Source organism: Nitrospiria bacterium, from assembly GCA_036397255.1.
Classification (GTDB): Bacteria; Nitrospirota; Nitrospiria; order DASWJH01; family DASWJH01; genus DASWJH01.
In genome coordinates this window covers 1-17,354 of the sequence record DASWJH010000088.1, presented here as the reverse complement: position 1 = coordinate 17,354, position 17,354 = coordinate 1, and the positions used below count along the sequence as shown (strand labels likewise).

The following is a 17,354-nucleotide window of genomic DNA, read 5'->3' as shown; positions in this document are numbered from 1 at the left end:
GAGGACAGGTTTCGCGGGAATGACGGCTAATGCATAGAATATAGATTGTTCTTGAAAATCTGTAGTGCTTGCAGCTCAGAGGGAAGCTCCGCGCTATACTTTTCGGAGGATAATGTCATCGTAATTATGAAAAGGAGGACTAAGGCGTAAACCGTGAAGGGGTAAAGCCAGAGGATGGAACATTTGGGGGCAGGGGTTAGAGGCGTCCCTTTAAATAATTTAAGGAGGGAAGTAGGCACGGGGTCGGACCAAGTCAAGAAATTGTGGTTAGAAAGGGGTTTTCAAGGAAGGGCGCCAATGAAGACCCTTTCGGACAGTCTTAATTTGGAAATGGAGAAAAAAATCGCTTAACCAAACCCAGGGGTACTGGTCCACTCAAGATTCATTCAGAACACCTCTTTCCAGTCGGTTTTCCTTAGATCGAAAATTTGATGTGTTTACACCTGTGTAACCGTGTGGGCAGGCTGCTTGTAGGATCTCACCATTACTCCCAGTCTAAAAAATTCATGACCCTACCTCATCCTGCCCTTAATTTAATTTATTAAAGGTATATCTACCAAGTAAATTCACGTATAATACTTTTAATCAAACATATCTTTTTAGGAGCATACCCATGAGAGTTTATTTACACAAGGATTGCGGGGATCCCGCTGTTGAGACCCCCGATACCATCTTGGCACAAACCCCGGACGACTTTCCCTTTACCTGCCTGAGTTGCCTTGGAGAAATCGAGGACGAGTCGGACATTAAGACCATAGAGGTGATGAGCCAATAGTCTTTTGATGAAGGGTCCAGGGAATTTTCTAAATGGGTTTTGTGGTCTACCAAGAAAACCTGGACCGATTTTTTAGGGGAGGGTTATTTCCTAAAAATGAGGGATCAAGGATACCACTCACCAGTGGCGGGGACATCCCTTGGTAAATAAATATGCGGGCGAGTGGATTTGCATGGCTCGGCGACTAGGTTTCTAGGTATTTTTTCAATGGCTCCCAATATCTTTCATTCCAACCTTGCTCTAGATGACCTTTATGTTCTTCGGGAAATCCAGTATGATCAAAGACCAATTTGGTTTCCCTATCATTTATTTTTTCAAATTCAAATTTGACGATTGAATATACCCCGGGCTCCCAGTTACCCACCCGCCACGCCTGTACAAGCCTTTTATTTGGCACGTTTTCAATTGTTATACCTGATATTATTCCACCAAAGCACGAAAACTTCCCTCCGGACTCTGGATTAATTTCTGCGGGGGAACCCGAAAATTCACCAAACTGTTCTGCCTTTGTAAGAGCCTCAAAAATCTGTTGAGACTTGCATTTGAAATTTATTTCCTGATGTATTGACATGGTAAATTTTCTCGCCCTTCCATCCCTGCTTGCAACCTGAAAACTGGGGGTCCGATTAGAATACTGCTTATCTTACTCTTTTCTGGTGATTAATAGGGAGAAGAGTTTTACAGTAAATAGGCCATAAAAATGAATTTGTTCCCATTTTGCACAATATTCTGGAACAATAATTTTAATTTTTCTCCCTAAAACCTTAAATGAGAATCCAAAAACCATATCTTTGCCCGAAATCTTACACAGGAAAGAGGTTTATCTTTTTTGGAACCCAAATTGGAAAACCGGTTCAAATTTAGGAAACTGTTTCTAAGAATGTTATTGACTTAATCGGTTTTTTTCAGTTACTATCCGGTCAATTGGTGCTCTTCCGGACTGAGTCTAACCCATTGAAAACACAATCCCTTTCACCTCAACAAAGGATTATTTTTGCTCTCGATTTCCCTTCATTTGATGAAGCACGTCCCTATATAGAAGAATTGAAGGATCATGTTGGTATATTTAAGATTGGCTGGACTCTTTTTATGGGGGATGGACTCAATGTCATCAATAAAATACAAAAAATAACAGGCGCAAATAAATTCTTTTTAGATTTTAAATTTTCCAGTCACACCATCAACGATATTCCGAAACAAAGAGGAGGGGTGAAGGCCGTTTTTTTGTCACGATCTCAGGACATTGAATTTATCACCGTCCACACACACGAGGAGGAAAAAGCGGTTTCCGAAGTGGTGAAGCAATTTAAAACAGGGGAGGTCAAAGTGCTTGGGGTGACGGTGTTAACCAGTTCAGGCAGAGAAGATATAGAAGGAATTGGCCAGCGAAAAACCGTTGAAGAAAGGGTTTTAGATCTGGCTCGAAAGGCCAAAAATGCGGGCTGTCATGGTGTGGTCTGTTCAGGACAGGAGGCCAGATCGGTTCGAGCGGAATTTGGAAAGGATTTCATCATTATCACCCCGGGGATTCGACCCCAAGGGTCCCACATTCACCAGGATGACCAACGGAGAACAGTTACCCCCGGGGACGCGGTTAGAAATGGCGCGGATTATATTGTAGTGGGTAGGCCGATTTCCGAGGCAAAGGATCCAATAGAAGCCGCTCAAAAAATTGCAAAAGAAATTCAGGAAGCCTTAAAACAATAAAAACCCTTCCAACCCTTTTTCCCAAAAACAAAAACTTATTTTTATTTTTTCCACACCGGGGGTGCCCACTTAAAGTCGTTCCGTTCAACAATCCCATTTAATCGCTGGGAGGGTCAAAATTTCCAGGCTGTCGGTTTTCCCACGGAATGAGAGAACGCCGGGTCTGCTTAATTAGGCTCCGAAGGTTGATTTCCGCTGCGCGAAGGTGTTTTTCCTCCCCATTTTGGATTAGAACAGACAACAGATGAAATAGGTTCCGTTCTGCGGGACGGGCTCGAAGAATCTGCTCCATCACGGGATCCACCGATCCATTCAAAGGGCTATCCGGACCTGGACTCTCTTCGGGGTCATCCAGAGTTAATGCATCGAGTTGGTCGGGGTCACCATATAGCCACGATACCGGTATCCCGAAAACATCGGCGATGGATGCCATCATCGATATCGGTGTATCCCGTTGCCCAGTTTCCAGCCAATGGATAGATGTGGGGGATAAGCCCGCCCTTTGTTCAACTTCCGAGGTTGAAAGCCCGCGCTTCAAACGCCAGCGTTTTATACAAAGCCCGATTGACACCCTTTCATGATACCAAAATACAGGTAATTGTTTCAACATCTTGTGGGAAACCCATGGTGGGGCCAAGCGATAGGGTGGAGGAGTGAGGGAACCCGTGAAAAGTCTGAAAGGGTGGCCTCATTCCTCTTTGGTTTATCATTTTAATTTACTTAAAGGAAAGATAGAAAATGAAGGCCAAAAACCATTAGGATAAAAGGTTATGGCTATTTTTATAAGAGTTTTTCTTATTCTCATTTTTCAAGTTTTGGTTTGCCTTCAGGTCTCTCTTGCGGGGGAGTCACCTATGCAAATAAAGGTGCAGGTGGAGGGGATCCAAGGGCAGCATCTTGCGAATGTTTTGGCGTATCTAAGTCTTGAGCAAGAAAAGGACTTTCCGAGCTTGACGGAAGGGATTATTAAACGGATGTATCGAAATTCCGACCAGGAAATTCGATCTGCATTACAGCCTTTTGGTTTCTATAATCCATCCAATGAATCGGATCTCACTTTTAAGGATGGCCAATGGCATGCCTTTTTTAAAATTCAACTGGGACCACCGGTGATTCTTTCTAAATTGGATTTAAACATACAAGGAGAAGGAAAAGAAGATGAAGCGTTTCAAAATTGGTTAAAACAACCTCTGTTTCAGGAAGGGCAGATTTTGGAGCATGTGGGCTATGAAAAAGCCAAAAAGGAATTACAGGAAATGGCTTCTAACCGAGGGTATTTGGATTCAAAATGGGTGGCCCACAGCATTTATGTCGATCCGGTTCAAAACAGCGCAGAGGTGATTTTGCATTTTGATACGGGACCCCGGTACCTTTTTGGGGATGTTATCTTTATTCAGGAAAAGTTTGACCGGACCTTTCTTCAACGGTTTGTCCATTTCCAAAAAGGCGATGCCTATTCGGTTTCCAAACTGTTTCAACTTCAAAATGACCTCAGCAACAGCGATTATTTCAGCCGTGTGGAGGTCAACCCCCGCCGTGATCTTGCTGAGAAAATGAATGTTCCCATTGAAATTAATTTGGAACCCGGGCCGAGAAATAAATATTCTTTGGGCATTGGTTACGGGACCGATACCGGTATTCGCGGAAGTGCAGGTTGGGAAAACCGCCGTATCAATCGGAAAGGGCATCGCATGAAGGCGCAGGTGAGGGGATCCCTCATTAAAAAAAGTTTCCAGACGCAATATATTATTCCTTTAAAAGATCCTCGATCGGAACATTTGGATTATTCGGCGGGGTGGGTTAGGGAAAATACGGATACCAGTAACAGCGAAACCTTTTTGTTGGGGATCAGTCATGCCCACCTTCGGGGAAGATGGCAGGAAACGGTGAATGCCAACTTTGAGCATGAAGTGTTTGAGGTTGCGGATGAAAAGGGGGTTTCCAATCTTTTGATCCCAGGGATTACCTGGTCCCGTACCCAAGCCGATGATCGAATCTTCACCCACCAGGGGGGCCGGTTGGTTCTGGATATCAAAGGTGCCCATCGGACCCTCATTTCGGATGCCACTTTTCTTCAGCTCCGTTTGAACAGCAAATACATTTACACTGTGGGCAGTTTTGGAAGATTCATTTTTCGTGGAGATGGGGGAGCCAGCCTGGTGGATGAGTTCCCAGAGGTTCCTGTGTCCCTTCGGTTTTTTACGGGAGGGGATCAAACCGTTCGAGGCTACCCCTATAATTCTTTAGGCCCGAAAAACAACGCGGGACAGGTGACTGGGGGACGGCATCTGTTGGTGGGAAGTGTGGAATATGAGCAAATGGTTTTCAAAAAATGGAGTCTGGCCGTTTTTTTTGATGCCGGCAATGCCATTCAAGAAATTTCCGATCCTTATTACAAAGGTGCTGGGATCGGGATTCGATGGAAGTCCCCTATCGGATCTGTTCGTGTAGACGTGGCCAAGGCCCTGGACCAGGAAGGCAATGTGTGGCGCTTCCATTTGAATATTGGGCCCGATTTATGAAACAACCTATTAAACGACTGTTGTTTTGGGTCCCCTTTTCTTTTCTGATTCTGGTGATGGGTTTCATAGGTTATATTTTATTCACGGAACCCGGGTTAAAGTGGATTTTTGATCGCGCCGTTCAAATGGTTCCGGGTAAACTGTCTGCAGGGAAAATCCAGGGACGCCTGATGGGACCGTTTGAAATCCAAGCCCTAAAATTTTCCGATATTGCCACGTCTGTTTCCATCGAAACTTTAAAAATAGAATGGGTTCCCTTGGATTTGTTTTTATTGAAGAACCTGAGGGTCTCACGGATGGGGATGGAGGGTGTCCGGGTTGAAACTTTTCAAACGGAAAAACAGGAAAGGGTTTCCCTCCCCCCGGCGGCTGAATTTAAAGTTCCCCTTGGATTGGTATTGGATCATGGCCTGATCAGGGAGGTTTCTTTGGTGCAGTTCGAGAATCCTTCTCCTATTCTTGTGAACGAAATATTCTTAAAGGCTGAGTGGGATCGGAAAAAATTGAAAATAAAAAATGTCCGGGTAAAAGCCCCAAAGGTTGATTTGGACATTAAAGGAACAGTAAATACCCATGATGATTTTCCAATGAGTTTAAAAGTAATTTGGAGCGTTCGTTTGGAAAAGGATCTTTCTTTAGAAGGAGGCGGGGTTTTAGAGGGATCCCTTAAAAAACTTGAAATTACCCAGGAGGCCCTATCTCCCTTTAAGGCCTCTCTTTCCATCAATGTCTCTGACCTGATGGAGGAAGTCAGATGGAAAGGGTTTTTAGTCGTTGAGAAGTTCCCTCTTCAAAAGGTCAATGTGCAGTGGCCTGGGGTTTTTTTAGGCGGAGAATTTCACACCGAGGGGAATCTTTCCCATTTTGACCTGAGCGGTGCCATTCAAGGGCATGATCCCATGTTTGTGGGAGATTTTGAGGTGAATCTTTTGGGAAATCAGCAACAGGGGCATTGGGAATTGGAGCAACTCTTATTAACCCTTCCTAAAAGTGAAACCATGATTAATATGAAGGGGGTATGGTCTCCCCAAAATCCTCAGGAGGTTTTTATGTTGGAGGGAACCTGGGAGTCATTGGTTTGGCCTATCCTTGGAGATCAGGTGGAATTTCAAAGCCCACAAGGAAATTTCAAGATCCAGGGAGCTTTTGAGGATTACCGGCTTCAGATCGGAACCTCCGTACGGTATGGAAAAATTCCGGGTTCCAGTTGGAATGTGGGTGGAAACGGAAATCTTAAAGGCCTGAGTTTTATGATCGAATCGGGAAAGTTGCTCCAGGCAGAGATCCGGGGGAAGGGGAAATTAAAATGGGATCCGCGGGTGGAATGGGAAATCACCCTGAACGGGCAGGGGTTTAACCCGGAGGAAATCTATCCCGAGTGGCCAGGGAAATTTGAACTGGCTGGCTCAGCCTCTGGTTTCCAGGACAAGGATCAAAGGCAATTTAAAATCGATCTCCATTCCATTAAAGGGGATCTTCGAGGTCGGCCCATCGGGGGAAAAGCCCATCTAGAAATAAATGGGGAGCAGTATTCTTTATCGGAAATGAGCCTGCAATCGGGGACCGTAACTCTTTCTGGCTCCGGAACTTTGACGGAAAGGTGGGATGTCTTCTGGAAGGTTGATGCAGAAACCCTTGAAGACCTTCTTCCCGAAGCAGAAGGGTCTTTAAAAGGAAAAGGGAAAATCACCGGTTTTCGAAAAACCCCTAAAATCACCACTCAAATGAAAGGAGAGCATTTGAGGTTAGGGGCCTATGGGGTACAAGATGTTACCTGGGATGTAGCCATTGATTTAGCGGACATTGAAGGTTCACGTATTGATCTAATTGGAAAGGGGTTTGCCATCTCTTCTGATGAGATTAAGGTTTTTTCATTGAAAGGCCGGGGGAAAATGGAATCTCATGATTTATCCCTTGAAATTGCAACACCCAAGGACTCTATACTGCTATTTTCCAAGGGAGGATATCATGATCACCGATGGTCGGGGTATATTTCGAAGGCCGAGGTTGAAACCATGAATTATGGGAAGTGGTTTCTTCAGCAACCCGGGGAAACTCAAGTTTCTTTAAAAAAAGCCACTACATCAGACCTTTGCTGGGCGAAGGAGGCTTCACGAATTTGCTTTAACCTCAATTGGGAAGACACCTTGGGATTTCAAGGCACGGTTCAAATTTTCAAATTGCCACTGAATCTTTTCAAGTCTCTCCTCCCCCCCCCGTTGGGATTTGGAAGGAACATTAAATGGCCGAACAGAGGCCCTTTATCGAGATGGAATTCTTCAAAACGGAGAAGCAAAATGGAGTGTTTCAAGAGGGGTTCTTTCCTTTGAGGCTGACCAGGAGGAGAATTTAGAAGTGGTTTTTAACGAGGTTTTAATCAACGCAATGATTAAAGAAAACGCTTTTTTGTTGAACACAGAAATGCTGTTGAACGAGGGCGGATCTTTCAAGGGTCATTTTATGATTCCTTCATTTTTTCCCATTAGAGACCCTCTTACGAAACCCATGCAAGGAAACCTGAACCTGGTTTTAAAAAAACTTGATTTTATCCCGGTTTTCTTTCCAGAGATCCGAGATTCCAGGGGGTTTTTAAACGCCCAAATCTTTTTTGCCGGAGACCTTTCCGCCCCTGTTATTGAGGGGAAACTCTCCCTTGTGGATGGGGAGGTAACCCTTCCCAGGCTCGGAGTGACCTGGAAAGGGATTCGGGTTTTGGCAGAAAGTCAGGGTGTAAACCATTTTACATTGAGTGGGCAATTAAAATCGGGAGAAGGGCAAATCAGTTTAAAAGGGGAAGCGCATTATCCTGTTTTCGGCGAAAGGTTTTTCCGATTGAATCTCATGGGGGATCGATTTGAAGCCATTAAAATTCCTGAGGCTTGGATGGTTGTGTCACCCGATTTGAAAGTACAGTTTAAGGGGGAGGAGATAAGAATCGAAGGTGAGTTAGGAATTCCAGAAGCTAATATCGAACCCAAGGACCTTTCTGGATCAGTCCAGATTTCCCCAGATGTGGTCATTCTAGGAGAGGAAGAAAAAGACCAGACTCAAAGGAAGATTTACAGTAAGGTGCGGTTTAACCTTGGGGATCAGGTTCAATTCAACGGATTGGGCCTCAAAACCCGTTTAAAGGGAGGGCTCATGGTCCAGGAAGAACCGGAAAAACTTACATCGGGCTCAGGGGAAATTCAAATTTTGGAGGGAAAATATAAAGCCTATGGCCAGGAGCTTGAAATTGAAAGGGGACGGTTGATTTTTGCCGATAGTCCCCTGGATAACCCCGGTCTTGATATTCAAGCGGTGCGAAAAATCAGTGATGTTACTGCCGGGGTTAACATTGGAGGAAGACTTAAAGACCCCCAATTGACTCTTTTTTCAAACCCATCCATGGAACAGGCGGATATCTTTTCCTACCTATTGTTAGGCCGGCCCATCCGACAGGCTTCCGCCTCTGAGGGGAAAGAGCTTCAGAATGCTGCCACCTCGGCAGGGATTGCAGGGGGTGGTTTTTTAGCAAAAAAATTGGATCCTTATTCGGTTTGGAACAGGTCGAAATAGAAAAGGGAGACACTCAGGAAAGTACCACCTTATTTATCGGGAAGTATCTGTCCCCAAAGATTTTTTTGTCCTATGGCGTAGGCCTATTTGATCCGATTAATACTTTTCGTGTTCGGTATCAAATCAGCCGGCAAATAATATTCCAAACAGAATATGGGATGGAAAATAGCGCGGATCTTTTATTTCAAATGGAATCAAAGCCGAAAGAAAATTGAAGGGAATGATCTGCTTTTTTCCTATTGACTTCTGATGACCAAATGTAGCAAATGAGAAAAAGGGAAATATAGCTCCACCTTCTATCATGGCAAACTACTGGTAACGGTAGGGCGCAAAGCTTCGGATCTTTTAGGTTTCGCGCTGAGAGCGGTTAATCATTCGCTAAAGTGAATGGGTAAAAGATGGCCGGGCCACCGAGGTGACAGAAATGTCAAACTGGGGGTTCGGCTTTTTTTATTGTTTTATTAGGGACTTATGAAGATAAAGGGTTTAATCATTTTTACGGTGTTTGCGTTGGGGATTTTCTTAATCCGCCCTGGTGTGTATGGGGCCGAACCTTCACGCTTAATTTCACTACAAACGAAGGATTAATGGGAACCGAATTGGCCCCCCAGAATTTTTTTGGGGCAGGAAATCCCTGTGTGGGTTTGGGAAGGGTGTCGGCGGGGGATGATTTGAACGGGCTGGCTTGTGCGGAAATGGGACGGGAGTCCGTTGAGCAATGGTTGAGTGGGGGTTATTTCGATCCAAGGGCTGGAACAGACCTAATCCCTCCTAGTGGAGACCGTTCGGGATGGAGGCTGATGATGGTGGACCATTTCAGCCCGGGTGCTTTTTTAACCGGATTTGCTCCTTTCTTAAACCAATTCCCGAACTTCCCCCAAGTGGGAACTCCTGGGCCATCCAGGTATGATCCCGACCTTTTAATGCTTTTCCTAGATCATCATGGTGAGCCTCTGACACCGAGAAGGTTTCCTAAATACATCCCACATGAGAGACAGGCCTGGGCGGATACCTTATTGGTAAAATATGTATGGTCGGCCTCAGAAGAGTTTAGTCAGAGCCTTCGATCTCAAGTAGGTCAATTCCGGGGAAATGCCTCTCCTGGAACCACTGTTTCATGGAGATCCATGAGCAACGAAAGTGCTGAGCTCTGTTCCGGCGGTTGGTGTAATTGGACCTTCGATGTGGGCGGGGATGGGATTGCCGGGAGCACGGATGATATTCTCACCCGCACGGATGGGGTGGGAACCGTGACGGTGACTTCATCATTGAGGGTAAACAGTTTTTTTGCAGCGGGAGACGGAACGGTGGATCAATATCTACCTTTGGCCCCTATTGAATCCATCCCAACGGTGATTGATGATGGGTTGGATCAGGGAATGACCGATGGCGTATCGATACCCCTCCAGGTGTTTCGTACCGCGATCCAGGTGGTGAGCGGGCCAAACTTCCACGGGGAAGAAGGCAACGATCCTTACACCTGGGTCATCTGTGGATCCCGAACGGGTGGTGCAGGGGAGGCGGACTGTGATGCCCCGACTTCGGTGATTATTGATGAATCCACCCAATTTGCTTTTATTACTGGCGGAGCATTTGGGGCAGGCTCAGTCTATGATCAATCAGAGCGGTTTGGAGCGGATGGTCGGTTTTTCACCACAGACGATGGTGCAGGGACCGATGGTGTCAAAGGAACATCCGATGATACCATTGTGATGTGTGCCGGTGCGGCTGGAGCCACCGTTGATGGTCAGGGCAATGCTTTCTGGGGTGCTGACTGCGATAGTGATCCAGGTATCGATTTGGTTTATGGTACCTCTGATGACGGTGTGATCTACTATAGGGAGGCAATTGAAAACGGATTCCGGTCTGGTGCTCGAGAGAACCGAGCGTTTGCCTTCTCCTTCATTAACGCTTTAGATTCCCTGAGACAAATCATGGAACAGAATACGGAGGGAAATTTTATTATGTCCTGCCTCAATTGTGATCTTCCAGGGCTTCCTCCAATTGGCCCGTTGAACTACGAACAGATTTGGCATGATCCAAAAATTCCTCCCCTTGGGCCTTACCCCCCCAACTTTTCTCAAAGGTTTAATATCCTCCCAGCTCCCTAGTCGGGAGAGGCTTTAATTTATATTTTTTCCAATTAAATAAAATTGAAATTTGGAATGGGATAATGGGAAGAAAGTGGGTTGGGAAATAAATACCTTTTCCCAATTAGGGGGTTCTATATTTGTATTTTTTTACTTGGCCCCTGCCTTTGTTAGAAGCCGTACTATTTCAATGTTTTTTGCTACATCAAGTGGGGTTTTTCCATCAATTGTTTTGATATGGACATCCGCTCCATGTTGAAGCAACAGTTTGGCTACCTCCGTGTGCCCTTGTTGAGAAGCCACTAAAAGGGGAGTGGCCCCCTGGGTTGTGGGGATATTGACCTTAGCCCCATTTTCCAAAAGGAGCGTAACGGATTCTAAATGACCTCCCCCTGAGGCAAAAAACAAGGGGGTTGCACCGTTGAGGAGTTGGGTGTTGGGTTGGGCACCTTTTTCTAAAAGGATTTTGACCGCCTCACTTTTGGGTTGGTTGGATGCATAAAATAACGCCGTTCCGCCTCCGGGGGTTTTAAAATCGGCCTCAGCCCCAACCTCAAAGAGAACTTGTAAGATTTCACCTTTTCCAGCGACAGCAGCTTCCATTAGAGCGGTTTTGCCTTCCTTGGTTTGGATGTTCAAATCTGCTCCATATTGGGCTAAGGCTTTTACGATATCGGAATGACCGCCTTGCGTGGCATAAAACAAAGCGGTTTTGCCTTCCTGGTTTTGGGCGTTGATATCCGGGTTGTGCTTCAACAAAAGCCCTACAATTTCTGTTATGCCAATTCCCGAGGCTACCATTAAGGGTGTGGCCCCATATTCCATTTTGACATTTACATCTGCCTTTTTTTTCAGAAGGGCTTGAACCAGTCCAACATGCCGATGACGTGAGGCGAAATAAAGAAGCGGCTCACCTGTTTTATCCCTGATATTTGGATCTGCTCCTTTCTCCAGAAAGGTTGTGGCCAATGGGATTAACCCTTTTTGAAGGGCAACAAACAAAAGGGGTTGCCCCTCCTGATTTTTTCCATTGGGATCGGCTCCTTTTTCTAATAGTCCGTTTACCTGGTTTTGATTTCCTTCTAAAATGGCTTTTTCTAATTTCTGTTCGATGGTTTCGTTTGAGCAGGACCATAGCAACAATAAGAATATGAGCCGTGCGGTTGGGGATAAATATTTTAAGATGTTTTCCTTCTTTACCATTTCAACAAATTAAGAAAGGGTCATGTTCCTTTAAAATGAGAATGAAGAAATTTTACAAAAAAAGCATCTTTTTAGAAATGGGTAAAATCCATCTGGGAATTTGGGAACAAAGCCCATCGTTTCAATGAAAAGGTGTTTATGGATGGATCTAAAGGAATTTGGAGAATATAGAAGAAAAAGAACAATTTTATTTTTCCCGGGGTTTTGCGCTTTTTAAGGCCTCTAAATATCCCTCCAGTTTTTTTGCCTCATCCACCCGGCCAATATTTTTCATGATTTGAATGGCCTCTTGGGAAGCGCGAATTCCCTCCTTCATTTTTCCCTGAACCTCAAAGGCATTAATTAAGTTGAGGTGGGTGTTAAAATCCTTTGGATTTAATTTCACCGCTTGTTGAAAATGCTGTGTGGCATTTTCTAAATTCCCTAATTCGATCCAGGTGGTGCCTAATGCCAAATGGGTCCTGGCGGAATTGGGGTTTGATTTTAACTCTTTTTGATATTCTTCTACGGCTTTTTGGAGGGCTTGATGGGCTTGGGTGGTTTCCCCCAATTGTCTTAACGTTAGCCCAAGATTTGAATAAATTTCTGGAATGGGACTTTCATCGGGGGATTTGTGGACTAAAATTGCCTGCTGAAAGGATTTTGCCGCCTCCTTAAAGTTTCCTTGAAAGAGGTGAACCTGGCCCATTTGATTATAAATCCCCACCCCCATGGCCGGAGAAGTTTTCGATAAGCCTTCAAGGATTTTTAGACTTTCCTCATACGACCCAACTTTGCTCAAAGCAAAGGCTTTTGTAAAAGCCGATTGGTAAAAATTTGGCTTGATCTGAAGGGCTTGGTCGGCGTGGCGGATGGCTTCATCGAAATTTCCCGTCTGGATTAAGGCTGAAGCCAATTTTTCATGAGCCGGATAATAATGGGGCAAGAAAAATAAGAATTTCGTAAACGCTTCAGAGGCGCCTTTTGGGTTTTGGCTGTTTTCAAGGAAAAGGGCAAAATTATAATATAACCAAGGGTCAAAAAAAGATTTTATAAGGGCTTCTTTGTATTGAAGAGACGCACTCATCAAACCGTCCAAATGCGTAAACTGGCGAAGTTCATCGATTTCTTTTTGCCTCAAGGCATCCTGGCTCTGGTGGTCCAACTGGCTGGTAAAAGGGAGCCTCCGGGTTCTCATTAACATATCATACGCGATCCGGTAACGGTCATAGCCGGTATAGGCCAGAAGATGAGCGATTTGTCCTTCGGTTAAAAAGGGGCGATCCTTTTCTTTTCCACCAATCCAAGTTGGCAGACTCTTTTCAAATTCCCTAAAAAGGGCAGTTGCCAGGAGGTAGTTTCCGTGAAAATTCAGGTTGGCATGTTCATAGAACAGGTCGTTCCCAGGGATGCCTTCGGGGGAGGTTTTCTCTAGAACTTGGACGGAATCTAATAGGGTGACCCCTTGATCGGCGTGACGCGAGGCGGTGGTTCGAATGATTTCGTTTATTTTAGAATCCGCCCGGAAACGCAAGGTATCCAGATCCCGTGCCAGGATATACCTTTTTCGAGCTTCTTCAACGTTTTGCAGGGAAAAGAAGTTTCGGGCCAATCGGTATTGCAAATCTGCAAACTGGTCATCCATTTCAGCCGCTTTTAAAAATTGAGAATTGGCTTGTGATCCCAAACCCTCTGATTCGAATTGAACCCCCTTTTGGTAAAGGCTTTCCCATTGTTTTCTTTCATGATCCGGCAAATCCCTTCGGTGAAGGGAGGCAAAAGGGGCATTGTCTTTTAAATTGGTGGCCACTGTACTTAAAATAGTTTTTATTTGGTTTTTATTTGCAATTTTGAGAATGTCTTCTAAATTTTTTTGAAAATGCTGATAAACTTTTTCCATGCCGGGATCATCGGCACGAACCTGATTTTGGAGAAACATTTCCATTCCTCCCCTGGTGTCGGTTTCCATCCCTTTTTTCGAGGTGTGAAATACCTGACCCAAGGCCTGGCCTATGCGGGTGGTTTTTACAAAAATACTTCCACGAATCAGGGATAAATTAGGGGATAAGGGAGAGAAAACGGTTCCTGCTCCAAAGGGGCCAACCACCTCATTGTTTCCAAGATAAATAATGAACAGGTCTCCTTCTCTTACCCCAATGTCTTTTGCGATTTGATAAACCACATGGGAATTAATGGCCGTCATTCCCACGTTGATGACATCGAAATTAACTCTGGGGAATTGGTCTCTCAGCATGACTTGAAGCATGCGGCTGAACCCATAAGACGGGTCCGGATCACCCTCGGCAGCAGAACCTCCAAATACAAAGATACGGTAAGTATTGGGGGGTTTTGGGTTGATAATGGCAAACGATCGAGGTTCACGGGCAATGTTCTGGGGAAAAAAAAGCTGCCCAAATTGGTTATTTTCACAATAACCTTTTAAGGCCTCCGAAGGACATTTGATTGTAAACGTGGTTGGATAACCAAAGCCTGCTAATCTCAGCCCCCCTTCCAGAAACACTAAGAGAATAACCGGAACAACGAGGATTGCAAAAAGTCTAAATAACCATAACCGTGGATTTGCCATTTTAACCTCAACGGACCTTTTTTAATTTAGAGTTTTCCTGCCGGGTTGTCCAAAGTGCCTCAGAATGAAAAACAATTGGAGGGGGCAATTTTATTCTTTTTTTCCGTTAAAATAAAGTGTAAATAAATGGGGCGATGGCCGGATTCTGTGCCAAGGAAATGAGAATTCCAAATAAAAATAGAACGACAACCAACGGAATGAGCCACCATAACTTTCTCTCCCATAAAAAGGTCAATAACTCTCCCATAATTCCTAACCTGGATTTCATTTTATCAACAATTTCCATGAATGGCTCCTTTTTTCTTTCCGATGGTAATGAAAAAAACCCCTTCTCGGCTTTGGGTGAAGATAAAACTCAAATGAAACAGGTCCATTTGAATAAAGTTCACATTTAAAACATTAAAATTTTTCTTGAAGGCCATTCCCTTGGATATGGAATTGAAAGAGAATTCAATTCCAAGCACGTCTCGATTTAGTAAGGATAGAAAAATCGCTAATTGTCCTGTCCCACACCCCGCATCTAAGATTCTCGCTCCGTACCGGATCTGTTCATCCAGTAGCCGGGCGTATAGGCTTCGATTAGATTTTTGCCCCAGGTCTTGAATATCCTCACAATCTTCATTTCCGGGAAAAGACCATGTTTCATAAAACATCCGGACGAGATGGCCTACTTCTTTAAAAGGTTTGTCCATACTGAATTTCCATTATTTTTTTTCAATAATGAATGGACCCAGAACCAAGGCATCCATTCCACTTTTGCTGAAGGTATTAAAAGCATCTTCTGGAGAATTGACAATCGGTTCCCCTCTCAGATTGAAAGAGGTATTCAGGATCATGGGGATTCCTGTGGCTTTCTCAAACCGTTGAATCAGGTTGTAGTAGAAGGGGTTGGTTTCCATGCTAACGGTTTGTGGTCTGGCCGTTCCATCCACATGGGTGATTGCGGGAACCAGCTTTCGTTTTTCCTCTTTTACATTGGCCACATAAAGCATGAAACGGGCCGGGTATTGTTTCTGAATGTTTGAGATTTCAAAAAATTTTTCCGCTTGATCCACTAATACAGAAGGGGCAAATGGCCGGTAAGGTTCCCGAAATTTTATTTTGGTGTTGATAATATCCTTCATATCTGCCCGTCTGGGATCTGCGATGATGGACCGATTCCCAAGGGCTCTGGGGCCCCATTCAAATTTTCCTTGAAACCAACCGATGACTTCCCCCTGGGTTAACCGATCCACGACTTGGTCGTAGAGGCCCTCTGGGTGGCTGGCCTTTTGATATGAAATATTGGCGTCTGTTAAAAATCGATGGATGAGTCCTTCATCAAATTGGTCCCCCCAATAGGCATGAGTCATCTCAAACTGTCTTGGATTTCCTAAGACCGAGTGGTAACCCCAAAGAGCTGCCCCCACGGCTCCTCCTCCATCCCCTGCGGAGGGCTGGATATAGATCTCCTCAAACGGAGTTTCATTTAAAATCCGTCCATTAGCGACGCTGTTTAAGGCCACCCCCCCCGCCATGCAAAGTTTCCGAAGCCCGGTGGTTTGGTAAAGATGATGGGCCATTTTTAATAAAATTTCCTCTGTCACTTTTTGGATACTCGCGGCGATGTCCGCATAGTATTGGTTTTCCTTGGCGCGTGTTTCAAAGTCATTGGGTTTTGCTCCAAAGTATTTTGGATAATTGGATTTTAAAGTGAAAAAGTTAGATTTTGGATCCCTTGGTTTTCCAAATATTTTTTCAAACCGTTCACCAAAAGCTTTTTCCGGAGACCGGATATAGTTAAAATAATCCAGGTCCAACCAAATGCTTCCGTCGTCTTTAACCTCCATCAGTTTGTAAACTTCATCCACATATTGGGGTGTTCCATAGGGTGCCATTCCCATGACCTTATATTCCCCCTCGTTTACTTCAAAACCCAGAAAAGCGGTGAAAGTGCTGTAGAGTAAACCCACGGAATGGGGAAAACGCAGTTCATTAAACAAGGTCAGATCGCAATCTTTGCCCTTCCCTAAGGTTGCCGTTGTCCATTCACCTACGGCATCAACGGTTAATATGGCGGCTTCCTCAAAGGGGGAGCAGAAAAATGCGCTGGCTGCATGTGAGATGTGATGCTCAGAAAATAAAATTCGCTTATCCTCTATTCCCAAATTGTTTTTGATTATATCCTTAACCCACAATTTTTCGGAGAGCCAACTGACCATGGCTTGCCGGAAAAATTTTCCAGAGTGAGGAGAAGCGGATAGAACGGTTTTGAGAATTCTTTCAAATTTGGTAAAGGGTTTTTCATAAAAGACCACATAATCCAAATTTTTTTTAGTAATATTAGCTGCCCTTAAACAAAATTCGATGGCGTTGTTGGGAAAACCGGAATCATGTTTTTTTCGGGAAAACCGCTCTTCCTCGGCGGCGGCAACCAGCATTCCATCTTTTAGCAATGCAACCGCAGCGTCATGGTAATAACAGGAGAGACCTAGGATATACATTAGTATTGTTTCCTTGAAGATTCCTGGATTTTAGAATCCGGGGTTTTGGTTATCCAAAAAGTTCCTTTACCTTTTTTTTTGATCCCCAGCAGGTCCGAAAAAAAGCGCGCTAGAATTCCCAAAGGGAGAACCAATAGAAAATAGATTATTGTAAGCAAAATCCTGGCTTGGATATGACCCAGGTGTAAAAGGATGACTTTTAGGAGAGCAACCAATGGAGAAAAAAACTTTTTCATTTTTTTAATGTAACCCTTCGAAAATGGAAGGTTTTTTTTTGGGAAATTGTTTTTAACCCCCCCCCCATCTCTACTAGGAGTCTGTCGGACTTAACAATCTGATCCGACGACCGTTTGTATAAATTTTTGTGGTCGTCGCGTTTTGATCGGTCCTTATCGATCAAAATAGCGGTGATCTGTTCTTTCTTATCGATTTCAACTTAAGGCGTGTAGC

At 44.5% G+C, this 17,354-nt stretch carries 12 protein-coding genes, 1 pseudogene and 1 riboswitch; of the genes and pseudogenes, 6 read left to right on the top strand and 7 right to left on the bottom strand.

The genetic code is table 11. The features are described from left to right. Nucleotides 1–613 precede the first annotated feature (613 nt). Complete coding sequence (locus VGB26_11880) at nt 614–775, top strand: hypothetical protein (protein HEX9758473.1); 162 nt, start codon at nt 614–616, stop codon at nt 773–775. 184 nt (nt 776–959) lie between these two features. Here VGB26_11880 and VGB26_11875 read toward each other — a convergent pair whose 3' ends face one another. Further along, entirely contained in the window at nt 960–1,346 is a 387-nt protein-coding gene (locus tag VGB26_11875; protein ID HEX9758472.1) for an SRPBCC domain-containing protein, read from the bottom strand. A gap of 383 nt (nt 1,347–1,729) precedes the next feature. On the opposite strand from VGB26_11875, the gene pyrF reads away from it, so the two are divergent. Further along, nucleotides 1,730–2,482, top strand: coding sequence for an orotidine-5'-phosphate decarboxylase (pyrF, locus tag VGB26_11870; protein HEX9758471.1), 753 nt, complete (start codon nt 1,730–1,732; stop codon nt 2,480–2,482). Nucleotides 2,483–2,579: 97 nt separating this feature from the next. On the opposite strand, the gene VGB26_11865 is transcribed toward pyrF, so the two are convergent. Beyond that, nucleotides 2,580–3,092 (bottom strand): helix-turn-helix transcriptional regulator, encoded by a 513-nt coding sequence (locus tag VGB26_11865; GenBank protein ID HEX9758470.1) that lies wholly within the window; start codon nt 3,090–3,092, stop codon nt 2,580–2,582. Nucleotides 3,093–3,336: 244 nt separating this feature from the next. Here VGB26_11865 and VGB26_11860 point away from each other — a divergent pair, with 244 nt between their 5' ends. The 4 genes and pseudogenes from VGB26_11860 (at nt 3,337) to VGB26_11845 (ending at nt 10,673) form a co-directional block, all read left to right on the top strand. Continuing rightward, on the top strand, nt 3,337–5,004 hold the full coding sequence (locus VGB26_11860) for an autotransporter assembly complex family protein (GenBank protein ID HEX9758469.1): 1,668 nt from the start codon (nt 3,337–3,339) through the stop codon (nt 5,002–5,004). Further along, the gene (locus VGB26_11855; GenBank protein HEX9758468.1) at nt 4,968–7,334 is read left to right on the top strand and encodes a hypothetical protein; all 2,367 of its coding nucleotides are present in this window, start codon (nt 4,968–4,970) and stop codon (nt 7,332–7,334) included. Before VGB26_11860 ends, VGB26_11855 begins: the two co-directional genes overlap by 37 nt. 55 nt (nt 7,335–7,389) lie before the next feature. Continuing rightward, nucleotides 7,390–8,777: pseudogene (locus VGB26_11850) on the top strand (translocation/assembly module TamB domain-containing protein). 78 nt (nt 8,778–8,855) lie between these two features. Continuing rightward, a riboswitch (cyclic di-GMP riboswitch) is annotated at nt 8,856–8,977 on the top strand. Between the two features lie 172 nt (nt 8,978–9,149). After that, on the top strand, nt 9,150–10,673 hold the full coding sequence (locus tag VGB26_11845; GenBank protein ID HEX9758467.1) for a hypothetical protein: 1,524 nt from the start codon (nt 9,150–9,152) through the stop codon (nt 10,671–10,673). Between the two features lie 129 nt (nt 10,674–10,802). Here VGB26_11845 and VGB26_11840 read toward each other — a convergent pair whose 3' ends face one another. The 5 genes from VGB26_11840 to VGB26_11820 all read right to left on the bottom strand — a co-directional run bounded on the left by VGB26_11840 (nt 10,803) and on the right by VGB26_11820 (nt 16,904). Further along, entirely contained in the window at nt 10,803–11,855 is a 1,053-nt protein-coding gene (locus VGB26_11840) for an ankyrin repeat domain-containing protein (protein ID HEX9758466.1), read from the bottom strand. Between the two features lie 187 nt (nt 11,856–12,042). Beyond that, nucleotides 12,043–14,421 carry a tetratricopeptide repeat protein gene (locus tag VGB26_11835; protein HEX9758465.1) on the bottom strand — a complete coding sequence of 793 codons (2,379 nt, stop codon included), beginning with the start codon at nt 14,419–14,421 and terminating at the stop codon, nt 12,043–12,045. A gap of 106 nt (nt 14,422–14,527) precedes the next feature. Further along, nucleotides 14,528–14,707 (bottom strand): DUF5989 family protein, encoded by a 180-nt coding sequence (locus VGB26_11830; protein HEX9758464.1) that lies wholly within the window; start codon nt 14,705–14,707, stop codon nt 14,528–14,530. Then, a complete protein-coding gene (locus VGB26_11825) occupies nt 14,694–15,113 on the bottom strand; it encodes a class I SAM-dependent methyltransferase (protein ID HEX9758463.1) in 420 nt (139 codons plus the stop codon). Before VGB26_11825 ends, VGB26_11830 begins: the two co-directional genes overlap by 14 nt. A gap of 12 nt (nt 15,114–15,125) precedes the next feature. Further along, a complete protein-coding gene (locus tag VGB26_11820; GenBank protein HEX9758462.1) occupies nt 15,126–16,904 on the bottom strand; it encodes a carbamoyltransferase in 1,779 nt (592 codons plus the stop codon). Nucleotides 16,905–17,354: the final 450 nt, after the last annotated feature.